Origin of the sequence: Halorubrum sp. CGM5_25_10-8B, assembly GCF_005435095.1 — an archaeon.
GTDB classification, from domain to species: domain Archaea; phylum Halobacteriota; class Halobacteria; order Halobacteriales; family Haloferacaceae; genus Halorubrum; species Halorubrum ezzemoulense.
Window position 1 is genome coordinate 310,231 of the sequence record NZ_SGTY01000001.1, and the last position, 16,106, is coordinate 326,336.

The window sequence follows — 16,106 nt, forward strand, 5'->3', positions numbered from 1 at the left end:
GTCGTTGTGTGAGAGTGTGGCAATCGTAGGTAAGTGGGTTTCGTTCGGGGACGTATTGGCTCCGAGGCGCCGGGATCAGACCGACTCTGTCGCCTCGGCCCGCGAGCGGCGGCCGCGCTCCGCGCCCTCGGTCAGTTCGCGGGAGAGCGCCTCCAGCCGGTCGGCGACCGCCGCGGTCGGGAGGTCCTCCGCGACGCCCTCGGCGACGATGTCGACCAGCGCGGAGCCGACGATGATCCCGTCGGCGCCGCCAGCGACGATCCGCTCGGCGTGCTCGCCGGACGAGATGCCGAACCCGACCGCCTTCGGCACGTCGTACTCGCGGAGCCGGTCGAGGCTCGCCGTGGTCTGGTCTGAGACGTCGTCTCGGGCGCCGGTCGTCCCGAGCCGGGCCTGGACGTACACGTAGCCCGAGACGCGCTCCATGAGCCGGTCGAGGCGGTCCGCGCGCGTCGTCGGCGCGACGATGAAGACGAGGTCGAGCCCGAACTCGTCGCAGGCCTCGCGCAACGGGTCCGCCTCCTCGGCCGGCAGGTCGGGGACGACGAGGCCCTGAATCCCGGCCGCGGCGGCGCGCTCGACGAAGGGCCGCGGTCCCTCGCCCTCACCGTACTGGTAAATGAGATTGTAGTACGTCATACAGACTAACGCGGCGTCCACGTCGAGGTCCTCCGCGAACGCGAAGAACCGCTCCGGCGTCATCCCCGCGTCGAGCGAGCGGACGAGCGCCTCCTGTATCGTCGACCCCTCCGCGATCGGCTCGGAGAAGGGGAGGCCGAGCTCGATCACGTCCGCGCCGCCGCGGTCGAGCGCCTCGACGTACGCCTTCGACGACTCGTAGTCCGGATCGCCGACGACGAGGTACGGGACGTAGGCCGGGCCGTCCGCGAACGCCGCGGCGATCGCCGAGGAGTTGGCGGGCTCCCCCATTCAGATTCCCTCCGTGAACATCGACATGTCCGGCGCGTTCGGCACGTCCCGCTGGTCGGTCTCCTCGATGGCGGCGTCGAGGTCCTTGTCGCCGCGCCCCGAGACGTTCACGATCACGCGCTCGCCGAGGTCCTCGTGGTGCTCCTCGAGGTAGCCGAACGCGTGCGCCGTCTCCAGCGCCGGGATGATCCCCTCCGTGTTCGAGAGCCGGTGGAACCCCTCCAAGGCGGCGTCGTCGTCGACCGCGACCGGGTCGACGCGGCCCTCGTCGACGAGGTACGCGAGCTCCGGACCGACGCCGGCGTAGTCGAGCCCGGAGGAGACGGAGTGGCTCTCCATGATCTGCCCGTCCGAGTCCTGGAGCAGCTTCGTCCGCGCCCCGTGGAGGACGCCCTCGTCGCCCGCGTACAGCGACGCGGAGTTCGGCGCGACGCCCTCCTCCTCGTCGACTTCGAGGGTGGAGCCGCCCGCCTCGACCGCGTGGAGGGCGACGGACTCGTCGTCGACGAAGTCGGCGAACGTGCCCATCGTGTTCGACCCGCCGCCCGCGCAGGCGACCACGTCGGTCGGGAGCCCGCCCGTCTTTTCGATCGCTTGCTCGCGCGCCTCCTCGGAGATGACCGCCTGGAAGTCGCGGACCATGACCGGGAACGGGTGCGGGCCGACGATCGACCCGATCACGTAGTGGGTGTCCTCAACGGTCTCCGCCCAGTCGCGCATCGTCTCGGAGATGGCCTCCTTGAGGGTGCCGCGCCCGGTGGTGACGGGCTTGACCTCCGACCCGTTGAGCTTCATCCGGAACACGTTGGGGCGCTGGCGGTTGATGTCGCGCTCGCCCATGTAGATCGTACAGGGCATGTCCAGGTGCGCGGCCGCCATGGCCGTCGCGGTGCCGTGCTGGCCGGCGCCCGTCTCCGCGATGATGCGCTCTTTGCCCATGTACTTCGCCAAGAGGACCTGCCCGAGCGCGTTGTTCAGCTTGTGGGCGCCGCCGTGGAGGAGGTCCTCGCGCTTGAGGAACACCTCCGTGTCGTAGCGCTCCGAGAGCCGGTCGGCGCGCTGGAGCGGCGTCGGCCGCCCGCCGAACGCCGCGAGCCGCTCGCGGAACTCGTCCATGAACCCGTCCTCGTTGTTCAGGACGTAGCGCTCGTACGCGTCGGCCAGCTCCTCGATGGCGGGCATCAGCGCCTCCGGGACGTACTGGCCGCCGTACCGGCCGAACTTCCCGTCGTCGCGCCCGCGCTCGCGGCCCGGTCGCCGCGAGGGCACCGCGCCGTCCGTTGCTTCCGTCGTCCGCGTGTCGGTCTCGCTCATGTGGGTGTCTCCGTTGTCTCCGTCGCGTCGTCGTCCGCGGCCGCCGCGTCATCGCCGTCCGCGGTCGCCTCGTCGCCGCCGGCCTCCGTCCGCACCAGTTCGCGGGTGTTCGCCGCCACGTCGCCGTCCATGATCGCGCTTCCGACGAGCAGCGCGTCGGCGCCCGCGGCCCGCATCCGGCGGACGTCGGCGGGCGATCCGATGCCGCTCTCGGCGATCAGCGTGACCTCGTCCGGGACGTGGGGCGCCACGGACTCGAAGGTTCCGAGGTCGACGACTAGCTCCGCGAGGTCGCGGTTGTTCACGCCGATCGTCGTCGCGCCCGCGTCGAGCGCGCGCTCCAGCTCCTCCCGGTCGTGGACCTCGACGAGGACCTGGAATCCCCGGTCTCGGGCGGCCTCGAGCAGTGTCGGGAGGTCGTCGCCGACGAAGCGGGCGATGAGCAGGACCACGTCGCTCTCGACGGCGTCGAGCTGCGCCTCGTCGACGACGAAGTCCTTCCGGAGGACCGGTACATCCACCGCGTCGCGCACGCGCTCAAGGGTGTCGACGCTCCCGCCGAAGTGCCCCGGCTCGGTGAGCACGCTCAGCGCGGCCGCCCCGCCGGCGACCATCCCCTCCGCGAGCGCGACGGGGTCGTCCTCGCGGCTCCCCTCGGTCGTCGGGCTCGTGGGCTTCACCTCGGCGATAAGCGGGACGCGGTCCTCGGCGTCGGCCCGTTCGAACGCGGCCGAGAGGTCGCGCGGCGAGACCGAGATGTCCCCGTCGGCTCCCCGGGCCGCGCTCGCCCGCTCCCGGGCGCCGGACAGGATCGACCTGACCGCCGGCGCCAGCTCGTCTGGATCGTCCATTACTATACACTAATGTACGTATCTGTTCATAAGGCTTGCGGGGGCGGCCGGGACGCCGTAGCTTCTCACAGAGAAGCCGAACACGTTCCCGTGCCGATGACTTAAGTGATTCACCCTTCCAACGAAGGGTATGAGCCTGTCCGGTACGTCCGGCGTCTTCGCCCGGCAGTTCGACGAGATCGGTCGGACCGTCCAGATCGGGTTCGCCGGCGGTCGCGTCATCTCGGTGTCGTTCCCCGCCGAGCACCCCGGCGACGCCGACGGCGACCACGACCTGTTAGACAGGATCGACGCGTACCTCGGCGGCGAGCGCGACGAGTTCGCCGAGGTCGCGCTCGGCCTCACGGTTCCGACGGACCGGCGCGAGGCGCTGGAGGCGCTCCGGAGCGTCCCGTACGGCGAGGAGGTCTCCGTGAGCCGACTCGCGCGGCTCGGCGGGTTCGACCCCGACGACCCGGACGACCTGGAGGTCGTGACGGGAGCGCTCGCCGACAACCCGATCCCGGTCCTGCTGCCGGACCACCGGGTGAGCGGCGGACCGTACGCGACGCCGAGCGACGTGCGGAGCGAGCTCCGGCGCGTCGAGGGAGTCTCTCGGTAACGGCACCCCGGCGTCAGCGCGCGAGACCGGCGTATCGCGTATAAGAATTCTTTGTTATCGTTCATTATAGATACACGACCGAGCCAGCTCTAATACCGCCGCGCCCGGGCCGTTACAACTGTCGTTGGTGATTCGATATGAACGGTGAGAAGCGAACGGGAGCGGAGACGGACGGACCGATGACTGCGATGTCGCGTCGGGGGGCGCTCGGCTTCCTCGGAGTTGCCGGGTTCGCCGGGTTGTCGAGCACGACCGCGAGCGCGAAGCAGAGGAAGGGTAACGGAAACGGCGGAAACGGAAACGGCGGGGGCGGCAACGGTGCCAGCGCGGAGATCAACGTCTTACCGAACCCGAACTTCATCACGAACGCAGCCGGGGAGGTCCCGCCGTTCGACCCGGACGTTGAACTGTTCGATCCGGCGCCGGTCTCGATCCCGCTCGACGAGATCATCGAGGGAAGCGAGGAGTACGACTCGACGCTCGGTCGCTCGCTGAACGACGGGAAGCATCAGGTCGTCCGACCGCCGGCGGGGTACGACCGCGAGGAGGGGTACGACGGCTCGTGGGCCCCGGTGACGTGGGGCGAATACGGCGCGGTCGGCGGAACGGCGACCGTCGGCGGCGTGAAGCCGGACAACGGGAACGGCGGCGCGACCGGAACGCGCGTCAACATCAACGTCGAGAACGCGCTGCCGAACGGTCAGTACACGATCTGGGTCGTCAAGTTCGCCGCGCTCGCGGACGACAGCGACCTCGGCCCGAGCGACCCGTTCGTGACGCCCGCCGGGAACGGGCTGGTCGGCTTCCACAACCTCGGCCAGAAGTTCGGCGACGACGGCGACTCGGAGAACGACTTCACGGTCGACGAGAACGGCGACGGCGGGATTCGCGTCTTCAACGAGGGCGGCGACCTGACCGGGATCCCCGGGTTCAACGAGCCGGGATACCCGTTCGTCGGCGAGGCCGACGACTACGAGCAGAGCGCGGACCGACTCAGCGAGATCGCGAACGACCTGCGAGAGGAGGACGAGATCCACTTCGTCGGCGCGTTTCACTACGACGACCAGGTGTGGGGCGTCTACCCAGGCCCCTGGCACGTGAACCAGTTCAGCGCGGTCTTCCAGTTCTGACCGCGACGGCAGCCCGGCCGACCGGCCGGCTCAGATCTCGAAGTCGGGCGTGTCGAACGCGCCCTCGTCGGCGTCGACGTCGTAGCGCTCGATCCCGGTGAGCGCGACGTCGAGCGTCGCCTCGGCGTCCCACCGCCCCGTGTTGATCGCGAGGTCGTAGATAGAGCGGTCGGACAGATCGATCCCGTAGTAGGACTTGTACCGCTGCTCCTCGATTACCTCCCGGACCTGCATCTCCGAGGTCATCTCCTCACGGTCGGCCGTGCGGTCCGCGCGGACCTCGTCGGGCGCGTCGAGCCAGATCCGGATGTCGGCGCGGTTGCCGGCGAGCCAGCCCGCCAGCCGCGACTCCAGCACGAACGCCTTGTTCGCGGTTCCCCACTTCTCGGCGATGCGACGGAGCCGCTGGTCGAGCGCCCGGTCGATCTCCTCGGACTCGCCGGTCTCGGCGATGAGCTGCGAGAGGCTCATGTCCCGCTCGGCCGCGATTTCGCGGAACAGCTCGCCCCCGGAGACGTAGCCGCAGTCGAGCGCGTCGGCGATCCCCTCGACGAGCGTCGTGGCCCCGCAGCCCGGCGGGCCGGAGACGGTGACGAACAGGTTCCGGTCGATCCGTCTGTCGGGCTCCGGCGAGGTGCCGCTCATGCGTGTTGCGCCACGGAAGGCCGTCGGATAAACGGGTCGGTTGCGGGAACGCCCGCCGGACCGGCCGGGCGGGCCGTCTCGCCGCCGGGCGGGCGATGCGGTTCGACGCAACCGATTTCCCGTCCGGAGCCCTCGTGATCGCCGTGAGCGAAACCACGGACCGCGGCGACGAGGCCGCCGCGCGGGCGCTCCTCCGCGACGCGGTCGAGCGCGGCGCGATCGCCGACCCCGACTTCGACCCGGAGTCGGTCCCGATCGCGGACGCCGACGTGCTCGCCCGGCTCTCGCCGCCGGTCCGTCGCTGGTGGGTCGAACGTTTCGGCGGGTACGTCGGCGAGAACGGCGGCTTCTTCACGCCACCGCAGCGCGAGGCGATCCCCCACGTCGACGACGGCCGGAACTGCCTCGTCGCCGCCCCGACCGGCAGCGGGAAGACGCTCGCCTCCTTCCTCGCGGTCCTCGACGACCTCTTCGCCCGCGACCGCGACGGCGAACTCGAGAACTCCGTCTACTGCCTCTACGTCTCGCCGCTGAAGTCGCTCGCGAACGACATCGAGCGCAACCTCGAAACCCCGCTGGCGGGGATCGGCGAGGCGGTCGCCGCCGCGGAGGCGGAGAGCGCGACCCGCGACGGCGACGACGGGGCGGCCTCGGACGGCGCCTACGACCCCGGCGTCAGGCAGGCGATCCGCCACGGCGACACCTCGAAGGCGGACCGACAGGCGATGCTCTCGGAGACGCCGCACGTCCTCAACACCACGCCGGAGACGCTGGCGATCCTGCTCAACTCGCCGAAGTTCAAGGAGAAGCTCCGGACCGTCGAGTACGTGATCGTCGACGAGATCCACTCGCTGGCGGCGAACAAGCGCGGTACCCACCTCGCGGTGTCGCTGGAGCGACTGACGGAACTGGCGCGCAACGAGGGTTCGGACGCAGGGGAATCGGCCGGCGGCCCGGCGCCGCACGCGCCCGGCGACATCACCCGGATCGGCTGCTCGGCGACGGTCGAGCCGCTCGACGGGATCGCCTCGTTCCTCGTGGGGCGCGAGCGCGCCGCGGGCGCTGTCGGCGAGTTCGAGGGGTTCGAGACGCGCCCCTGCGAGGTGGTCGACGCGCGGTTCGCCCGCGAGTTCGACCTCGAACTCCGGACGCCGGCGGCCGACCTCATCCACACGCCGCGGTCGGCGGTGACCGACCGCTTCTACGAGTCGCTTCACGACCTCGTCGAGGCCCACAAGAACACGCTCGTGTTCACGAACTCACGGTCTGGCGCCGAGCGAACCCTTCAGGAGCTCCGCCAGCGGTTCGACTACGACGAGTCGGACTCGGGCGTCCACCACGGGAGCCTCGGCGAGACGCAGCGAACGCGGGTCGAGGAGGGGCTGAAGTCGGGCGATCTCGACGTGGTCACCACCTCGACGAGCCTCGAGCTCGGCATCGACATGCCGCACCTCGACCTCGTGGTTCAGGTCGGCTCGCCGAAGTCGGTCGCGGCGCTGCTCCAGCGCGTCGGCCGGGCGGGCCACAGCCCGGGCGAGACCGTCGAGGGACGGGTGTTCGCCCTCGACCGGGACGAGTTGATCGAGTGCGCGACGCTGCTCGCGCGCGCCGAGGAGGGGTTCGTGGACCGGGTGTTCCCGCCCGAGGGCGCCTACGACGTTGCCGCCCAGCACGTGTACGGAATGGCCATCAACCGGATCCGCCCCGACCGCGAGGTCCGGGAGGTGCTGCGCCGCGCGCACCCGTACCGCGGCTTCGACGACGAGGCGTACGAGCGGCTGTTCCGGTACCTCACCGGCGACTACGACGGACTGGAGGAGAAGAACGTCTACCCGAAGGTGTGGCGCGACGGCAACGACCCGCCCGACGGCGAGCACCACTACCCCGAGTACCCGGTCGGCGAGACGCTCGTCGGGAAGCGCGGGCGGCTCGCGCGGGTCATCTACATGACGAACGTAGGGACGATCCCCGACTCGTTCACCTGCGACGTGTTCACGCGCGACGACGAGTGGGTCGGCACGCTCGACGAGTCGTATCTCGACACGCTGGAGTCCGGCGACGTGTTCGCGCTTGGCGGCGAGCGGTTCGCGTTCCGCTACCGCCGCGGCTCGAAGGTGTACGCCGACCGGACGAGCGAGCGCCCGACCGTCCCCTCGTGGTTCGCCGAGCGACTTCCCCTCTCGGCGGACCTCGCCCGCGAGGTGTTGGCGTTCCAGGCCGAACTCCTCGACCGGCTGGCCGGCGATGACCCGAGCGCTGGCCCCGCCGCGGTCCGAGCGTGGCTCCGCGAGTTCCCCCTCGACGGGAACGCCGTCCGCGCGCTCGCCCGGATGTACGACGAGCAGGTCCGGTACGCCGGCGCCGAGGCCGTCTCAACGCCCGACCGCCTCGTCGTCGAGGAGGAGCTCGACCGGAGCGAGTACAAGCGCCGCTTCTACGTCCACTCGACGTACGGGCGCCGGTTCAACGACGGCCTCTCGCGGCTCGTCGCGGCGGCGGTGGCGAACCGGACCGACGCCAACGTCGCGGTCGCGGTCGCGGATCGCGGGTTCAGCCTCGCGCTCCCGCTCAACCGCAAGGTCGACGTGGCGGGTATCCTCGCCGACCTCGACCCGGAGACGGTCCGGGAGGACCTCCGCGAGGCCGTTCAGGGGACCGACCTGCTCCAGCGCTACTTCCGGATCAACGCCGGGCGCGCGCTGCTCATCCTGAAGCGGTACAAGGGGTACGAGAAGTCGGCGGCCGAACAGCAGGTCTCCGCCGAAATGTTGCTGTCGTTCGCGGCCGATCTGGAGGAGTTCGCCGTGTTGGAGGAGACGTACCGCGAACTGCTGGAGGACCGCCTCGACGTGGGGGGGATCCGTGAGGCCGTCGGTCGGATCGCGGGCGGCGACCTCGCGGTCGAACACCGCGTCGTCGACTCGCCGAGCCCGCTCGCGTTCGGGCTGGCGACGCTCGTCGACTCCGACACGGTCATCGCTGACGACGAGTCCGCGGTCCTGCGGGAGTTCCACGCCCGCGTCATGGAGGAAATCGGCGACGGGCCGCGGAGCGCCGACCGCGACGCCGAACCGCCCGGGGACCGGGAGGGCGACTGAGATGGCGGAGCCCGCGCCGTCGACGGCGTCGCCGCGCTCCCGGCTCCGGCTCCGGTTCGCCGGCGCGGTAACGCTCGGCGCGCTCGGGCTCGCCGCGCTGTGGCGCACGTTCGGGACCGCGTGGGTCCTCGCCGCGGCCGGACCGGGCGCGTACCTGGCGGCGTACGCGTGGACCCACCTCGGTGCGAACCACCGACCCGGCGTCGACGGGCCGCGCCCGCGGCTCGGCCCGGCGAACGCGATCACGCTGTTCCGCGGCTGGCTCGCGTCGGTCCTCGCCGGCGCGCTGGCGGCCGCCCCGCCGCACCCGTGGATCCCCGCCGCGCTGTTCGCGGGCGCGGTCAGCCTCGACGCGGTCGACGGGGCGGTCGCCCGCCGGACCCGGGAGACGATCCTCGGCGCTCGCCTCGACGGCGCGACCGACGCGCTGGCCGTCCTCGTCGGGGCCGCGGTCGCCGTCGCGCTCGGGGCGCTCCCGGCGTGGTACCTCCTCGCCGGCGGCGTCTGGTACGCCTACGCAGGGTCATTGTGGTGGCGGCGGCGGACCGGCGCGCTGGTGTACGAGCTCCCGCCGAGCCGGGTCCGCCCGTTCGTCGGCACCGCGCAGTTCGCCGCCGTCGCGGTCGCGCTCGTGCCGGGCGTCGGGGGCGCTCGGGTGGCCTCCCCGCTCGCCGCGTTCGCGGGCGTCGCGCTCGCGGCGCTGCTGGCGAGTTTCGCTCGCGATTGGGCGGCCGCGACGGGACGGCTCGGCCGCGACGACCCGCCGACCGCGAACCGCGAGTGACCGAAACGCTCCCGCCGTCTGCGCGCGGAGAGCCTCAGGACTCTCGGGACAACAGGACCGCGAGGACGGCGATCAGCGCGACCTGCGCGACCTTGTCGACGGCGCCGTAGACGCCGACGTCGGCCGGGAACGAGTACGTCCCGAAGACGAAGTTGATGACGTACCACAGGACGATCTGTCCGGCGGTGAACGGGATTCCGAGCGCGTACACCAGCCGGCGGCGGTACCCCGAGACGATCGCCGTCACGCCCGCGCCGAAGCCCAGAGTCGCGAAGAAGAACGAGATCCCCAACGCCCCCCCGACCAGGAAGCCGAGCGCGACGTGGACGATCCCGGACACGGTCGCGGCGAGGATTCCGATCCAGTGGAGGGGGGTCAACGATTCGACGTCGACGCCGGTGTCGGTGCGTGTCATGAATGTGCGACCCACGGACTCGGTCGGCTTATGTTTACTCCCGCCCCCGAATCGTCGGCCGACGAGGGGGCGCCGACCGTCGCCGCCGTGGGTTTATGACGGATCGGTCCGTGTAATCGCCAATGCCACATCGTCTCAGTCGTCGACCGCGGACGGGTGAGTCCGCGTGAGCGACGGCGACGCCGGACGGGCCGTAGAGTTCGTCGGTCCGGAGCGCGTCGAGGTCGTCCCGACGGAGGCGCCCGTCCCCGGTCCCGACGAAGTGGTCGTCGACGCCACCGTCTCCGCGGTGAGCGCCGGATCGGAGCTGCTCGCGTACCGCGGCGAACTCGACCCGGAGACGGTCGCGGACGAGGAGCTGCCCGCGCTCGACGGCGACCTCTCGTACCCGCTCCGTTACGGCTACGCGGTCGTCGGGAGCGTGACCGCGGTCGGCGACGCGGTCGACCCCGCGTGGCGCGGTCGCACCGTCTTCGCGTTCAACCCCCACGAGACCCGGTTCGCCGTCGCCCCGGACGCCCTGCGTCCGGTCCCCGACGGGATCGACCCGGAGACGGCGACGCTGTTCGCGAACGCCGAGACCGCGGTCACGCTGACGCTCGACGCCGCTCCCCGGATCGGCGAGCGCGTCGCGGTGTTCGGCGAGGGCGTCGTGGGGCTGCTCACGACCGCGCTGCTCGCGCGGAGCGGCGCCGAGACCGTCGTCGCGGTCGAGCCGAAGGACCGCCGCCGGTCGCTCGCGTCCGAGTTCGGCGCCGACGCCGTCGTCGACCCGAGCCGATACGGCGGGCGGGGGGGCGTCGTCGACGCCGTGCGCGAGCACACGGGCGGCGTCGACCTCGCGGTCGAGGTGTCGGGCCGGCCCGAGACGCTCGAAACGGCCGTCGAGACGACGCGGTTCGACGGCCGGGTCCTCGTCGGGTCGTGGTACGGGACCAAGCGCGCCGACCTCGGCTTCGGCGACCACTTCCACCGCGGGCGCGTCACCGTCCGCAGCAGTCAGGTCACCACCATCGCGCCGGAGCTCCGCGGGCGCTGGGACCGCGACCGCCGCCGCGAGACCGCCTGGCGCGAGCTCCGCCGACTCGACGACGACCTCGACGTGACGGACCGCCTCGTCACCGACCGCGTCCCGGTCGGCCGGGCGGCGAGCGCGTACCGCCGGCTCGCCGACGAGACCGAGCCGACCCTCCAACTCCTCTTCACTTACCCATGTACGAACTGACCGTCACCGAGTCGTTCGTCGCACAGCACTACCTCACCGTCCCCAACCCGCCAGCCGACGAGGCGGCGCTTCACTCTCACGTGTTCACCGCGGAGGCGACGTTCCGCGGCCCGGAACTGGGCGAGTACGGCTACCTGCTCGACATCGACCTCGCGCTCGACGCCCTGAGCGACGCCGCGGAGCGCTACCGCGACGAGACGCTCAACGACCACCTAGAGGGCAACCCGAGCGCCGAGCGTCTGGCCCGGGCGCTGTTCGACGCGCTCGCGACCGTCGACGCCCCGGCCGCGACGGAGCTGACGGTGACCGTCCGCGAGGACGACGTGGCGAGCGTCTCGTTCACCGGCGACCTGCGGTGACCGTCCGATGCGCGTCACGCTCGTCCTCGCCGGCGACATCGAGTCCGAGTCCGGCGGGTTCTACTACGACCGGCGGCTCCGCGACCGGCTCCGCGATCGCGGGCACGCGGTCGAGGTCGTCTCGCTCCCGCGGGGCTCGTACCGGGAGCGACTCGCGCCGAACCTCCGCGCCCGCCGGCTCGCCGACCGGCTCTCGGAGTTCGACGTCGTCGTTGAGGACGGGCTGGCGCACCCCTCCGTGCTGTGCGCCAACCGACGGCTCGACGCGCCGTCGGTCGCGCTCGTCCACATGATCGCGTGGCGTGCGCGGGCGGCTGAAGGGGTGCGATCGAGCGGGACGGGAGCCGGCGAGCGGGTCCGCGCCGAACTCGGTCGGCGCGGGGTCGCGGCGATCGAGCGCCGATTCCTCCGCGGGGTCGACGCCGCGGTGTACAACGCCGAGACGACCCGCCGGGACGCGGCCGGGCTCGGCGGGCCGGCGCGCAGCGTGGTCGCGCCGCCGGCCGGCGACCGCTTCGAACCGGTGGTCTCCGCCTCGGAGATCCGCGAGCGAGCGCGATCCGGCCCGCTGGAGGTGACGTTCCTCGGCAACGTCGTCCCGCGGAAGGGGCTCGATACGCTCGTCGAGGGAGTCGCCCGGCTCGACCGCGCCGCGGTCGACTGGCGGCTGACCGTCGTCGGCGATCGGACGATCGCGCCCGAGCACGTCGAGCGCGTGGAGGGCATGACCGCCGAGGCCGGGATCGGCGACCGGGTCCGGTTCGCCGGCCGACTCGACGACGCGACCGTCGCGGCGCGGCTGCGCGAGAGCCACGTCCTCGCGGTGCCCTCGCAGTACGAGCCGTTCGGTATGGTGTACCTGGAAGCGATGGGGTTCGGCTGCGTTCCGCTGGCGACGACCGCGGGCGGGGCGAGCGAGTTCGTCCGCGACGGCGACTCCGGGGTCCTCGTTCCGCCTGGCGACCCCCGCGCCGTGTCCCGGGCGCTCCGGGACCTCGACGACCGCGACCGGCTGGCGGAGATGGGGATCGCCGCGCGCCGCGACTACGAGGCGCGCCCGGGGTGGCCCGAGACGCTCGACCGCGTCGTCGACTTCCTGGCGGCGACCGGTAGCGAGAGGCCGCGGGGTGACGCCGCGTGACCGACCACGCGACGTACCTCGACGCGAAGCGGGCGCTCGACGACCGCTCTCTGAACCGCGAGGTCCTCGATCGGTTCGCCGCCGAACTCCCGCCGGAGCCGGAGATACTCGAAGTCGGCGCCGGGACGGCGACGATGGTCGAGCGCCTCGTCGACTGGGGCGTGATCGAGGGGGGCCGGTGGGTGGCGGTCGACGCCCACGAGGCCGCGCTCGCCGCGGGCGAGGCCCGGGTCGGGGAGGCGGTGGGCGACGTGGCCGTCGAGTACCGCGTCGCCGACGCCTTCGACGCTGTGAGCAAGGCGGTGGCCGCGGGAGACCGGTTCGACGCCGTCGTCGGCTGCGCGTTCTTCGACGTGGTCGACGCGGCGCCCGCGGTCGCCGCCCTCGCGGACGTGGCCCCCGTCGCGTACGCGCCGATAACCTACGACGGCGAGACGCGCTTCGCGCCAGCGGACCCCGACGACGACGCCGTCCTCGACCGCTACCACCGACACATGCGGGAGTTCAGGGCCGGGGGCCCGGACGGCGCGGCGGCCTTGGCTCGGGAGGCGACCGTGATCGCGGAGGGGCCGTCTCCGTGGCGGATCGAGCCCCCCTACGAGTCCGGCGAGCGGACGGTCCTCGCGCACCTGCTCGATACGGTCGAAGAGGCGGTCGGAGAGACCGGATACGACGCGAGCGACTGGGCGGAGCGGCGGCGAGCGGCGCTCAAGGACGGGCGGCTCCGCTACGAGGCCGCGAACCGGGACCTGCTGGTCCGCCTCGACTGACGCCCTCGATCGACGGAGGAGTCCGGCCCGGTCTATCCTTGTCAGGGGACGAACTATGGGCCGATCGGCTCGGTCGGAATCGGCTCCGGGAGCCCCTCGAGCACGAGCGTCGTGTAGTGGAGGAACACGGCCAGCGCCGCGATCGACAGCAGCAGCAGGAAAAGCAGAATCATGCGCTCGTCGCTGCGGACGACCCCGGCGGTGTCCGCGAGAAACGCCGTCAGCGCGCGACACTCGGGCATTGGACTCAGTTGCGCACGCGCTTAGTTAAAACTGCCCTGCGGACCGTTCGGACGGCGCCGATCGGGCCGACCCGCCGGTCCGGCTCGGTCGCGGTCGCTCAGTCGTCAGACGGTGACGGCGGCGATCGGCCGAGCGGTTCGCCGTCGACCGGCTCGTCCGGGTTCGCGTTCACCGCGGCGTCGCTCAGCCCGAGTTGGGCGTCGACATCGACGTCTTCGCGGACGTGGACGGTGCCGCGGTGAACCGCGATGGCGTCCGCGAGGTGGAGCCGGACAGCGTCGAGCAGGACCTCGGCCTCGAGTGGCTGCCCGCGCCGCTTGATCTCGTCGACCTCGGCCCCCGGCGGCACGTCGAAGGCGCGCTGGGCGATCACCGGGCCCTGATCGAGGTCCGTCGTGACGTAGTGGGCGGTGACGCCAGCGATTCGGACGCCCGCGTCCTTCGCCTGTCGGTACGCCTCGGCACCGGGGAACGCCGGGAGCAGCGAGGGGTGGACGTTGATAATCCGGCCCTCGTACCGGAAGACGACCTCCGGCGAGAGGATGCGCATGTAGCGCGCCAGCGCGATGAGGTCCACGTCGTACTCGGCGAGCAGGTCGAGGAGCCGGCCCTCGTCGGTGTTGCCGTTGCCGTCGCCCACGTCGTAGAACGGCTTGTCGTAGCGCTCCGCGAGCGACCGCAGGTCGCCGCGGTTGCCGATGACCACCGGGATCTCAGCCTCGCCGTCGTCCGCGAGTTCGCCGCGCTCCTCCGCCTCTAACAGAGCCTCGGGGGCGTGCGTCTCCTTCGTGACGAGCAGCGCGACGCGGCGCGCGTCGCGGTCGCTCGGGAACCGGACTTGGATGTCGACGTCGAGCTCGCGGCCGAGCTCGGCGAGCGCGCGCCGGAGCTCGCCGCGCGAGGTCTCCATCTCGGCGGTGTCGACGCGAGTCGTCATCCGGAAGACGCCCTCGCGGACCGCCTGGTCGAGGTCCTCGATGTTGATTCCCCGCTCGAACAGCAGGGAGGTGACCCGCGCGATGAGTCCGGTCTTGTCTCCTCCGACGACCGTGATCTCGGTCAGTTCGCGGGTCATGCGACGATCACCTCCGCGGGTTCGAGCAGCTGCATACACCCGGTGGAGAAGGCGGAGGGGTTTGCCCCTTTCGTTCCGCGCCGTTTCTGCTTCCCGCACGAAAGACCGGTATGTATCCACAAATATGCGTATAAACGGCGTTCCAAAACGGTTTTTACACACGACTCCGCACCAACGACCATGACAGCATACACGGCGACGGTGACGGTCCGGCTGAAGCGGGGCGTCCTCGACCCGGAGGCCGAGACGACCCAGCAGGCGCTCGAACGGCTCGGGTTCGAGCTGTCGGACCTCCGCTCGGCCGACCGGTTCGAGGTCGACCTTGACGCCGCCGACGCCGACGAGGCCGCCGACCGCGCCGACGAGATGGCCGAGCGGCTGCTCGCGAACCCCACGATCCACGACTACGACGTGGCGGTCGCGGAGCGATGACGGTCGCCGTCGTCGAGACGACGCCGATCGTCACCGGCGCGACCCGCGCCGACCCGACGGTCGCGGCCGCCCAAGCGAGGTGGGCGGCGTGACGGTCGCCGTCGTCCAGTTCGGCGGCTCCAACTGTGACCGCGACGCGGTCCGCGCGCTGGACCACCTCGGCGTCGACGCCGAGCGCGTCTGGCACGCGGACGGCCTCCCCGACGACCCCGACGGGATCGTCCTCCCCGGCGGGTTCTCCTACGGCGACTACCTCCGCGCCGGCGCGATGGCGGCGCGCGATCCGATCATGACGGAGGTCCGCGAGGCGGCCGACGAGGGCGTCCCCGTGATCGGGGTCTGTAACGGCGCGCAGATCGGCTCGGAGTCCGGGTTGACGCCCGGCGCGTTCACCACAAACGCCTCCGCGCGCTTCCAGTGTGAGCCGGTCCACCTGCGCGTCGAGCGCGCTGACACGCCGTGGACCGCCGCCTACGACGAGGGCGACGTGATCGAGGTCCCGATCGCCCACGGCGAGGGGCGCTTCGAGATAAGCGCGGACGCCCACGCCGACCTCGTCGGCGACGACCGCGTCCTCTTCCGGTACTGCGACGCCGACGGGAACGTCACCGACGCCGCGAACCCGAACGGCTCGACCGACAACGTCGCCGGGGTCCTCGGCGAGCGCGAGACGGTCGCGGTGCTGATGCCTCACCCCGAGCGCGCCACGCTCCCGGACCTCGGCCGCAGCACGGACGGCGCGGGGATCCTCGAAGCGTTCGCCTGACCGCGTCCCGACCCTACCGCGCCCGCTTCGCTTCCCGCGCCGGGTCCGGTTCGCCGACCGGCCCCGCCCCGGCTTCGGTCGTCCCGTCGCTCCCCAGTTCGCGCTCCAGCGCCCGCTCGAACTCCGCCTCCGTGAGTTCGCCCTCCGCGTACCGTCGCTGGAGGCGTTCGACCGCAGTTTCGTCCGCTCCGTCCGACTTCGATTCTCCGTCGGCGTCACGAGCCAACGCCCGGACGCCGACGACGCTCGCCCCGAGCAGCGCCGCGACCGCGAGGACGGCGACGAGCGAAACGAGCCCCGTCGCGCCGCCCATACCGCCCATCCCCC

The 16,106-nt window shown here is 71.8% G+C and carries 18 protein-coding genes; 10 read left to right on the plus strand and 8 right to left on the minus strand.

Annotated elements, in window-relative coordinates; genetic code table 11:
• Positions 1 to 75: 75 nt before the first annotated feature.
• Genes trpA through trpC form a run of 3 tightly spaced genes read right to left on the minus strand, consistent with a single transcriptional unit; the run spans position 76 to position 3,095 of the window.
• Positions 76 to 930 (minus strand): tryptophan synthase subunit alpha, encoded by an 855-nt coding sequence (trpA, locus tag EXE51_RS01530; RefSeq protein ID WP_086216587.1) that lies wholly within the window; start codon positions 928 to 930, stop codon positions 76 to 78.
• Positions 931 to 2,244, minus strand: a complete 1,314-nt coding sequence (gene trpB, locus EXE51_RS01535) for a tryptophan synthase subunit beta (protein ID WP_049929566.1) — start codon at positions 2,242 to 2,244, stop codon at positions 931 to 933.
• Complete coding sequence (gene trpC / locus EXE51_RS01540; RefSeq protein ID WP_094519777.1) at positions 2,241 to 3,095, minus strand: indole-3-glycerol phosphate synthase; 855 nt, start codon at positions 3,093 to 3,095, stop codon at positions 2,241 to 2,243. The genes trpB and trpC overlap by 4 nt, the downstream gene beginning before the upstream one ends.
• A gap of 130 nt (positions 3,096 to 3,225) precedes the next feature.
• Here trpC and EXE51_RS01545 point away from each other — a divergent pair, with 130 nt between their 5' ends.
• Positions 3,226 to 3,696: an MGMT family protein gene (locus EXE51_RS01545; RefSeq protein WP_089307651.1), complete on the plus strand. Its 471-nt coding sequence runs from the start codon at positions 3,226 to 3,228 to the stop codon at positions 3,694 to 3,696.
• 137 nt (positions 3,697 to 3,833) lie between these two features.
• The gene (locus EXE51_RS01550) at positions 3,834 to 4,826 is read left to right on the plus strand and encodes a hypothetical protein (RefSeq protein WP_137691919.1); all 993 of its coding nucleotides are present in this window, start codon (positions 3,834 to 3,836) and stop codon (positions 4,824 to 4,826) included.
• A gap of 30 nt (positions 4,827 to 4,856) precedes the next feature.
• On the opposite strand, the gene cmk is transcribed toward EXE51_RS01550, so the two are convergent.
• Entirely contained in the window at positions 4,857 to 5,471 is a 615-nt protein-coding gene (gene cmk, locus EXE51_RS01555) for a (d)CMP kinase (protein WP_049929561.1), read from the minus strand.
• Between the two features lie 134 nt (positions 5,472 to 5,605).
• On the opposite strand from cmk, the gene EXE51_RS01560 reads away from it, so the two are divergent.
• Positions 5,606 to 8,569 carry an ATP-dependent helicase gene (locus EXE51_RS01560; RefSeq protein WP_100050486.1) on the plus strand — a complete coding sequence of 988 codons (2,964 nt, stop codon included), beginning with the start codon at positions 5,606 to 5,608 and terminating at the stop codon, positions 8,567 to 8,569.
• Between the two features lies 1 nt (position 8,570).
• Positions 8,571 to 9,353: a CDP-alcohol phosphatidyltransferase family protein gene (locus EXE51_RS01565; RefSeq protein ID WP_094582886.1), complete on the plus strand. Its 783-nt coding sequence runs from the start codon at positions 8,571 to 8,573 to the stop codon at positions 9,351 to 9,353.
• Between the two features lie 34 nt (positions 9,354 to 9,387).
• On the opposite strand, the gene EXE51_RS01570 is transcribed toward EXE51_RS01565, so the two are convergent.
• Complete coding sequence (locus EXE51_RS01570; RefSeq protein ID WP_086216580.1) at positions 9,388 to 9,768, minus strand: hypothetical protein; 381 nt, start codon at positions 9,766 to 9,768, stop codon at positions 9,388 to 9,390.
• 166 nt (positions 9,769 to 9,934) lie between these two features.
• Between EXE51_RS01570 and EXE51_RS01575 the strand changes: the two genes are divergently transcribed.
• Genes EXE51_RS01575 through EXE51_RS01590 form a run of 4 tightly spaced genes read left to right on the plus strand, consistent with a single transcriptional unit; the run spans position 9,935 to position 13,263 of the window.
• Positions 9,935 to 10,993 carry a zinc-binding alcohol dehydrogenase gene (locus EXE51_RS01575; RefSeq protein WP_094519775.1) on the plus strand — a complete coding sequence of 353 codons (1,059 nt, stop codon included), beginning with the start codon at positions 9,935 to 9,937 and terminating at the stop codon, positions 10,991 to 10,993.
• Positions 10,981 to 11,352, plus strand: a complete 372-nt coding sequence (locus EXE51_RS01580; protein ID WP_049929556.1) for a 6-carboxytetrahydropterin synthase — start codon at positions 10,981 to 10,983, stop codon at positions 11,350 to 11,352. The genes EXE51_RS01575 and EXE51_RS01580 overlap by 13 nt, the downstream gene beginning before the upstream one ends.
• 7 nt (positions 11,353 to 11,359) lie before the next feature.
• Positions 11,360 to 12,493 carry a glycosyltransferase family 4 protein gene (locus EXE51_RS01585; protein ID WP_094553524.1) on the plus strand — a complete coding sequence of 378 codons (1,134 nt, stop codon included), beginning with the start codon at positions 11,360 to 11,362 and terminating at the stop codon, positions 12,491 to 12,493.
• Entirely contained in the window at positions 12,490 to 13,263 is a 774-nt protein-coding gene (locus EXE51_RS01590) for a class I SAM-dependent methyltransferase (protein WP_089307645.1), read from the plus strand. Before EXE51_RS01585 ends, EXE51_RS01590 begins: the two co-directional genes overlap by 4 nt.
• Positions 13,264 to 13,316: 53 nt before the next feature.
• On the opposite strand, the gene EXE51_RS01595 is transcribed toward EXE51_RS01590, so the two are convergent.
• Positions 13,317 to 13,505 carry a hypothetical protein gene (locus tag EXE51_RS01595; protein ID WP_049929553.1) on the minus strand — a complete coding sequence of 63 codons (189 nt, stop codon included), beginning with the start codon at positions 13,503 to 13,505 and terminating at the stop codon, positions 13,317 to 13,319.
• A gap of 98 nt (positions 13,506 to 13,603) precedes the next feature.
• Entirely contained in the window at positions 13,604 to 14,581 is a 978-nt protein-coding gene (locus EXE51_RS01600; RefSeq protein ID WP_049929552.1) for a formyltransferase family protein, read from the minus strand.
• 180 nt (positions 14,582 to 14,761) lie between these two features.
• On the opposite strand from EXE51_RS01600, the gene purS reads away from it, so the two are divergent.
• Both purS and purQ read left to right on the plus strand, forming a co-directional pair.
• Positions 14,762 to 15,013 (plus strand): phosphoribosylformylglycinamidine synthase subunit PurS, encoded by a 252-nt coding sequence (gene purS, locus EXE51_RS01605; RefSeq protein ID WP_004595793.1) that lies wholly within the window; start codon positions 14,762 to 14,764, stop codon positions 15,011 to 15,013.
• 88 nt (positions 15,014 to 15,101) lie between these two features.
• The gene (purQ, locus tag EXE51_RS01610) at positions 15,102 to 15,779 is read left to right on the plus strand and encodes a phosphoribosylformylglycinamidine synthase I (protein ID WP_094495559.1); all 678 of its coding nucleotides are present in this window, start codon (positions 15,102 to 15,104) and stop codon (positions 15,777 to 15,779) included.
• Positions 15,780 to 15,792: 13 nt separating this feature from the next.
• Here purQ and EXE51_RS01615 read toward each other — a convergent pair whose 3' ends face one another.
• Positions 15,793 to 16,101 (minus strand): SHOCT domain-containing protein, encoded by a 309-nt coding sequence (locus EXE51_RS01615; protein WP_241988240.1) that lies wholly within the window; start codon positions 16,099 to 16,101, stop codon positions 15,793 to 15,795.
• Positions 16,102 to 16,106: the final 5 nt, after the last annotated feature.

Excerpts from the sequence above, each read along its gene's own strand:
- purS (WP_004595793.1), top strand. The coding sequence starts at position 14,762 with ATGACAGCATACACGGCGACGGTGACGGTCCGGCTGAAGCGGGGCGTC.
- EXE51_RS01570 (WP_086216580.1), bottom strand. The coding sequence starts at position 9,768 with ATGACACGCACCGACACCGGCGTCGACGTCGAATCGTTGACCCCCCTC.
- EXE51_RS01565 (WP_094582886.1), top strand. The coding sequence starts at position 8,571 with ATGGCGGAGCCCGCGCCGTCGACGGCGTCGCCGCGCTCCCGGCTCCGG.
- EXE51_RS01600 (WP_049929552.1), bottom strand. The coding sequence starts at position 14,581 with ATGACCCGCGAACTGACCGAGATCACGGTCGTCGGAGGAGACAAGACC.
- trpB (WP_049929566.1), bottom strand. The coding sequence starts at position 2,244 with ATGAGCGAGACCGACACGCGGACGACGGAAGCAACGGACGGCGCGGTG.
- EXE51_RS01615 (WP_241988240.1), bottom strand. The coding sequence starts at position 16,101 with ATGGGCGGTATGGGCGGCGCGACGGGGCTCGTTTCGCTCGTCGCCGTC.
- EXE51_RS01545 (WP_089307651.1), top strand. The coding sequence starts at position 3,226 with ATGAGCCTGTCCGGTACGTCCGGCGTCTTCGCCCGGCAGTTCGACGAG.
- EXE51_RS01550 (WP_137691919.1), top strand. The coding sequence starts at position 3,834 with ATGAACGGTGAGAAGCGAACGGGAGCGGAGACGGACGGACCGATGACT.
- cmk (WP_049929561.1), bottom strand. The coding sequence starts at position 5,471 with ATGAGCGGCACCTCGCCGGAGCCCGACAGACGGATCGACCGGAACCTG.
- trpC (WP_094519777.1), bottom strand. The coding sequence starts at position 3,095 with ATGGACGATCCAGACGAGCTGGCGCCGGCGGTCAGGTCGATCCTGTCC.
- EXE51_RS01595 (WP_049929553.1), bottom strand. The coding sequence starts at position 13,505 with ATGCCCGAGTGTCGCGCGCTGACGGCGTTTCTCGCGGACACCGCCGGG.
- EXE51_RS01585 (WP_094553524.1), top strand. The coding sequence starts at position 11,360 with ATGCGCGTCACGCTCGTCCTCGCCGGCGACATCGAGTCCGAGTCCGGC.
- trpA (WP_086216587.1), bottom strand. The coding sequence starts at position 930 with ATGGGGGAGCCCGCCAACTCCTCGGCGATCGCCGCGGCGTTCGCGGAC.
- EXE51_RS01580 (WP_049929556.1), top strand. The coding sequence starts at position 10,981 with ATGTACGAACTGACCGTCACCGAGTCGTTCGTCGCACAGCACTACCTC.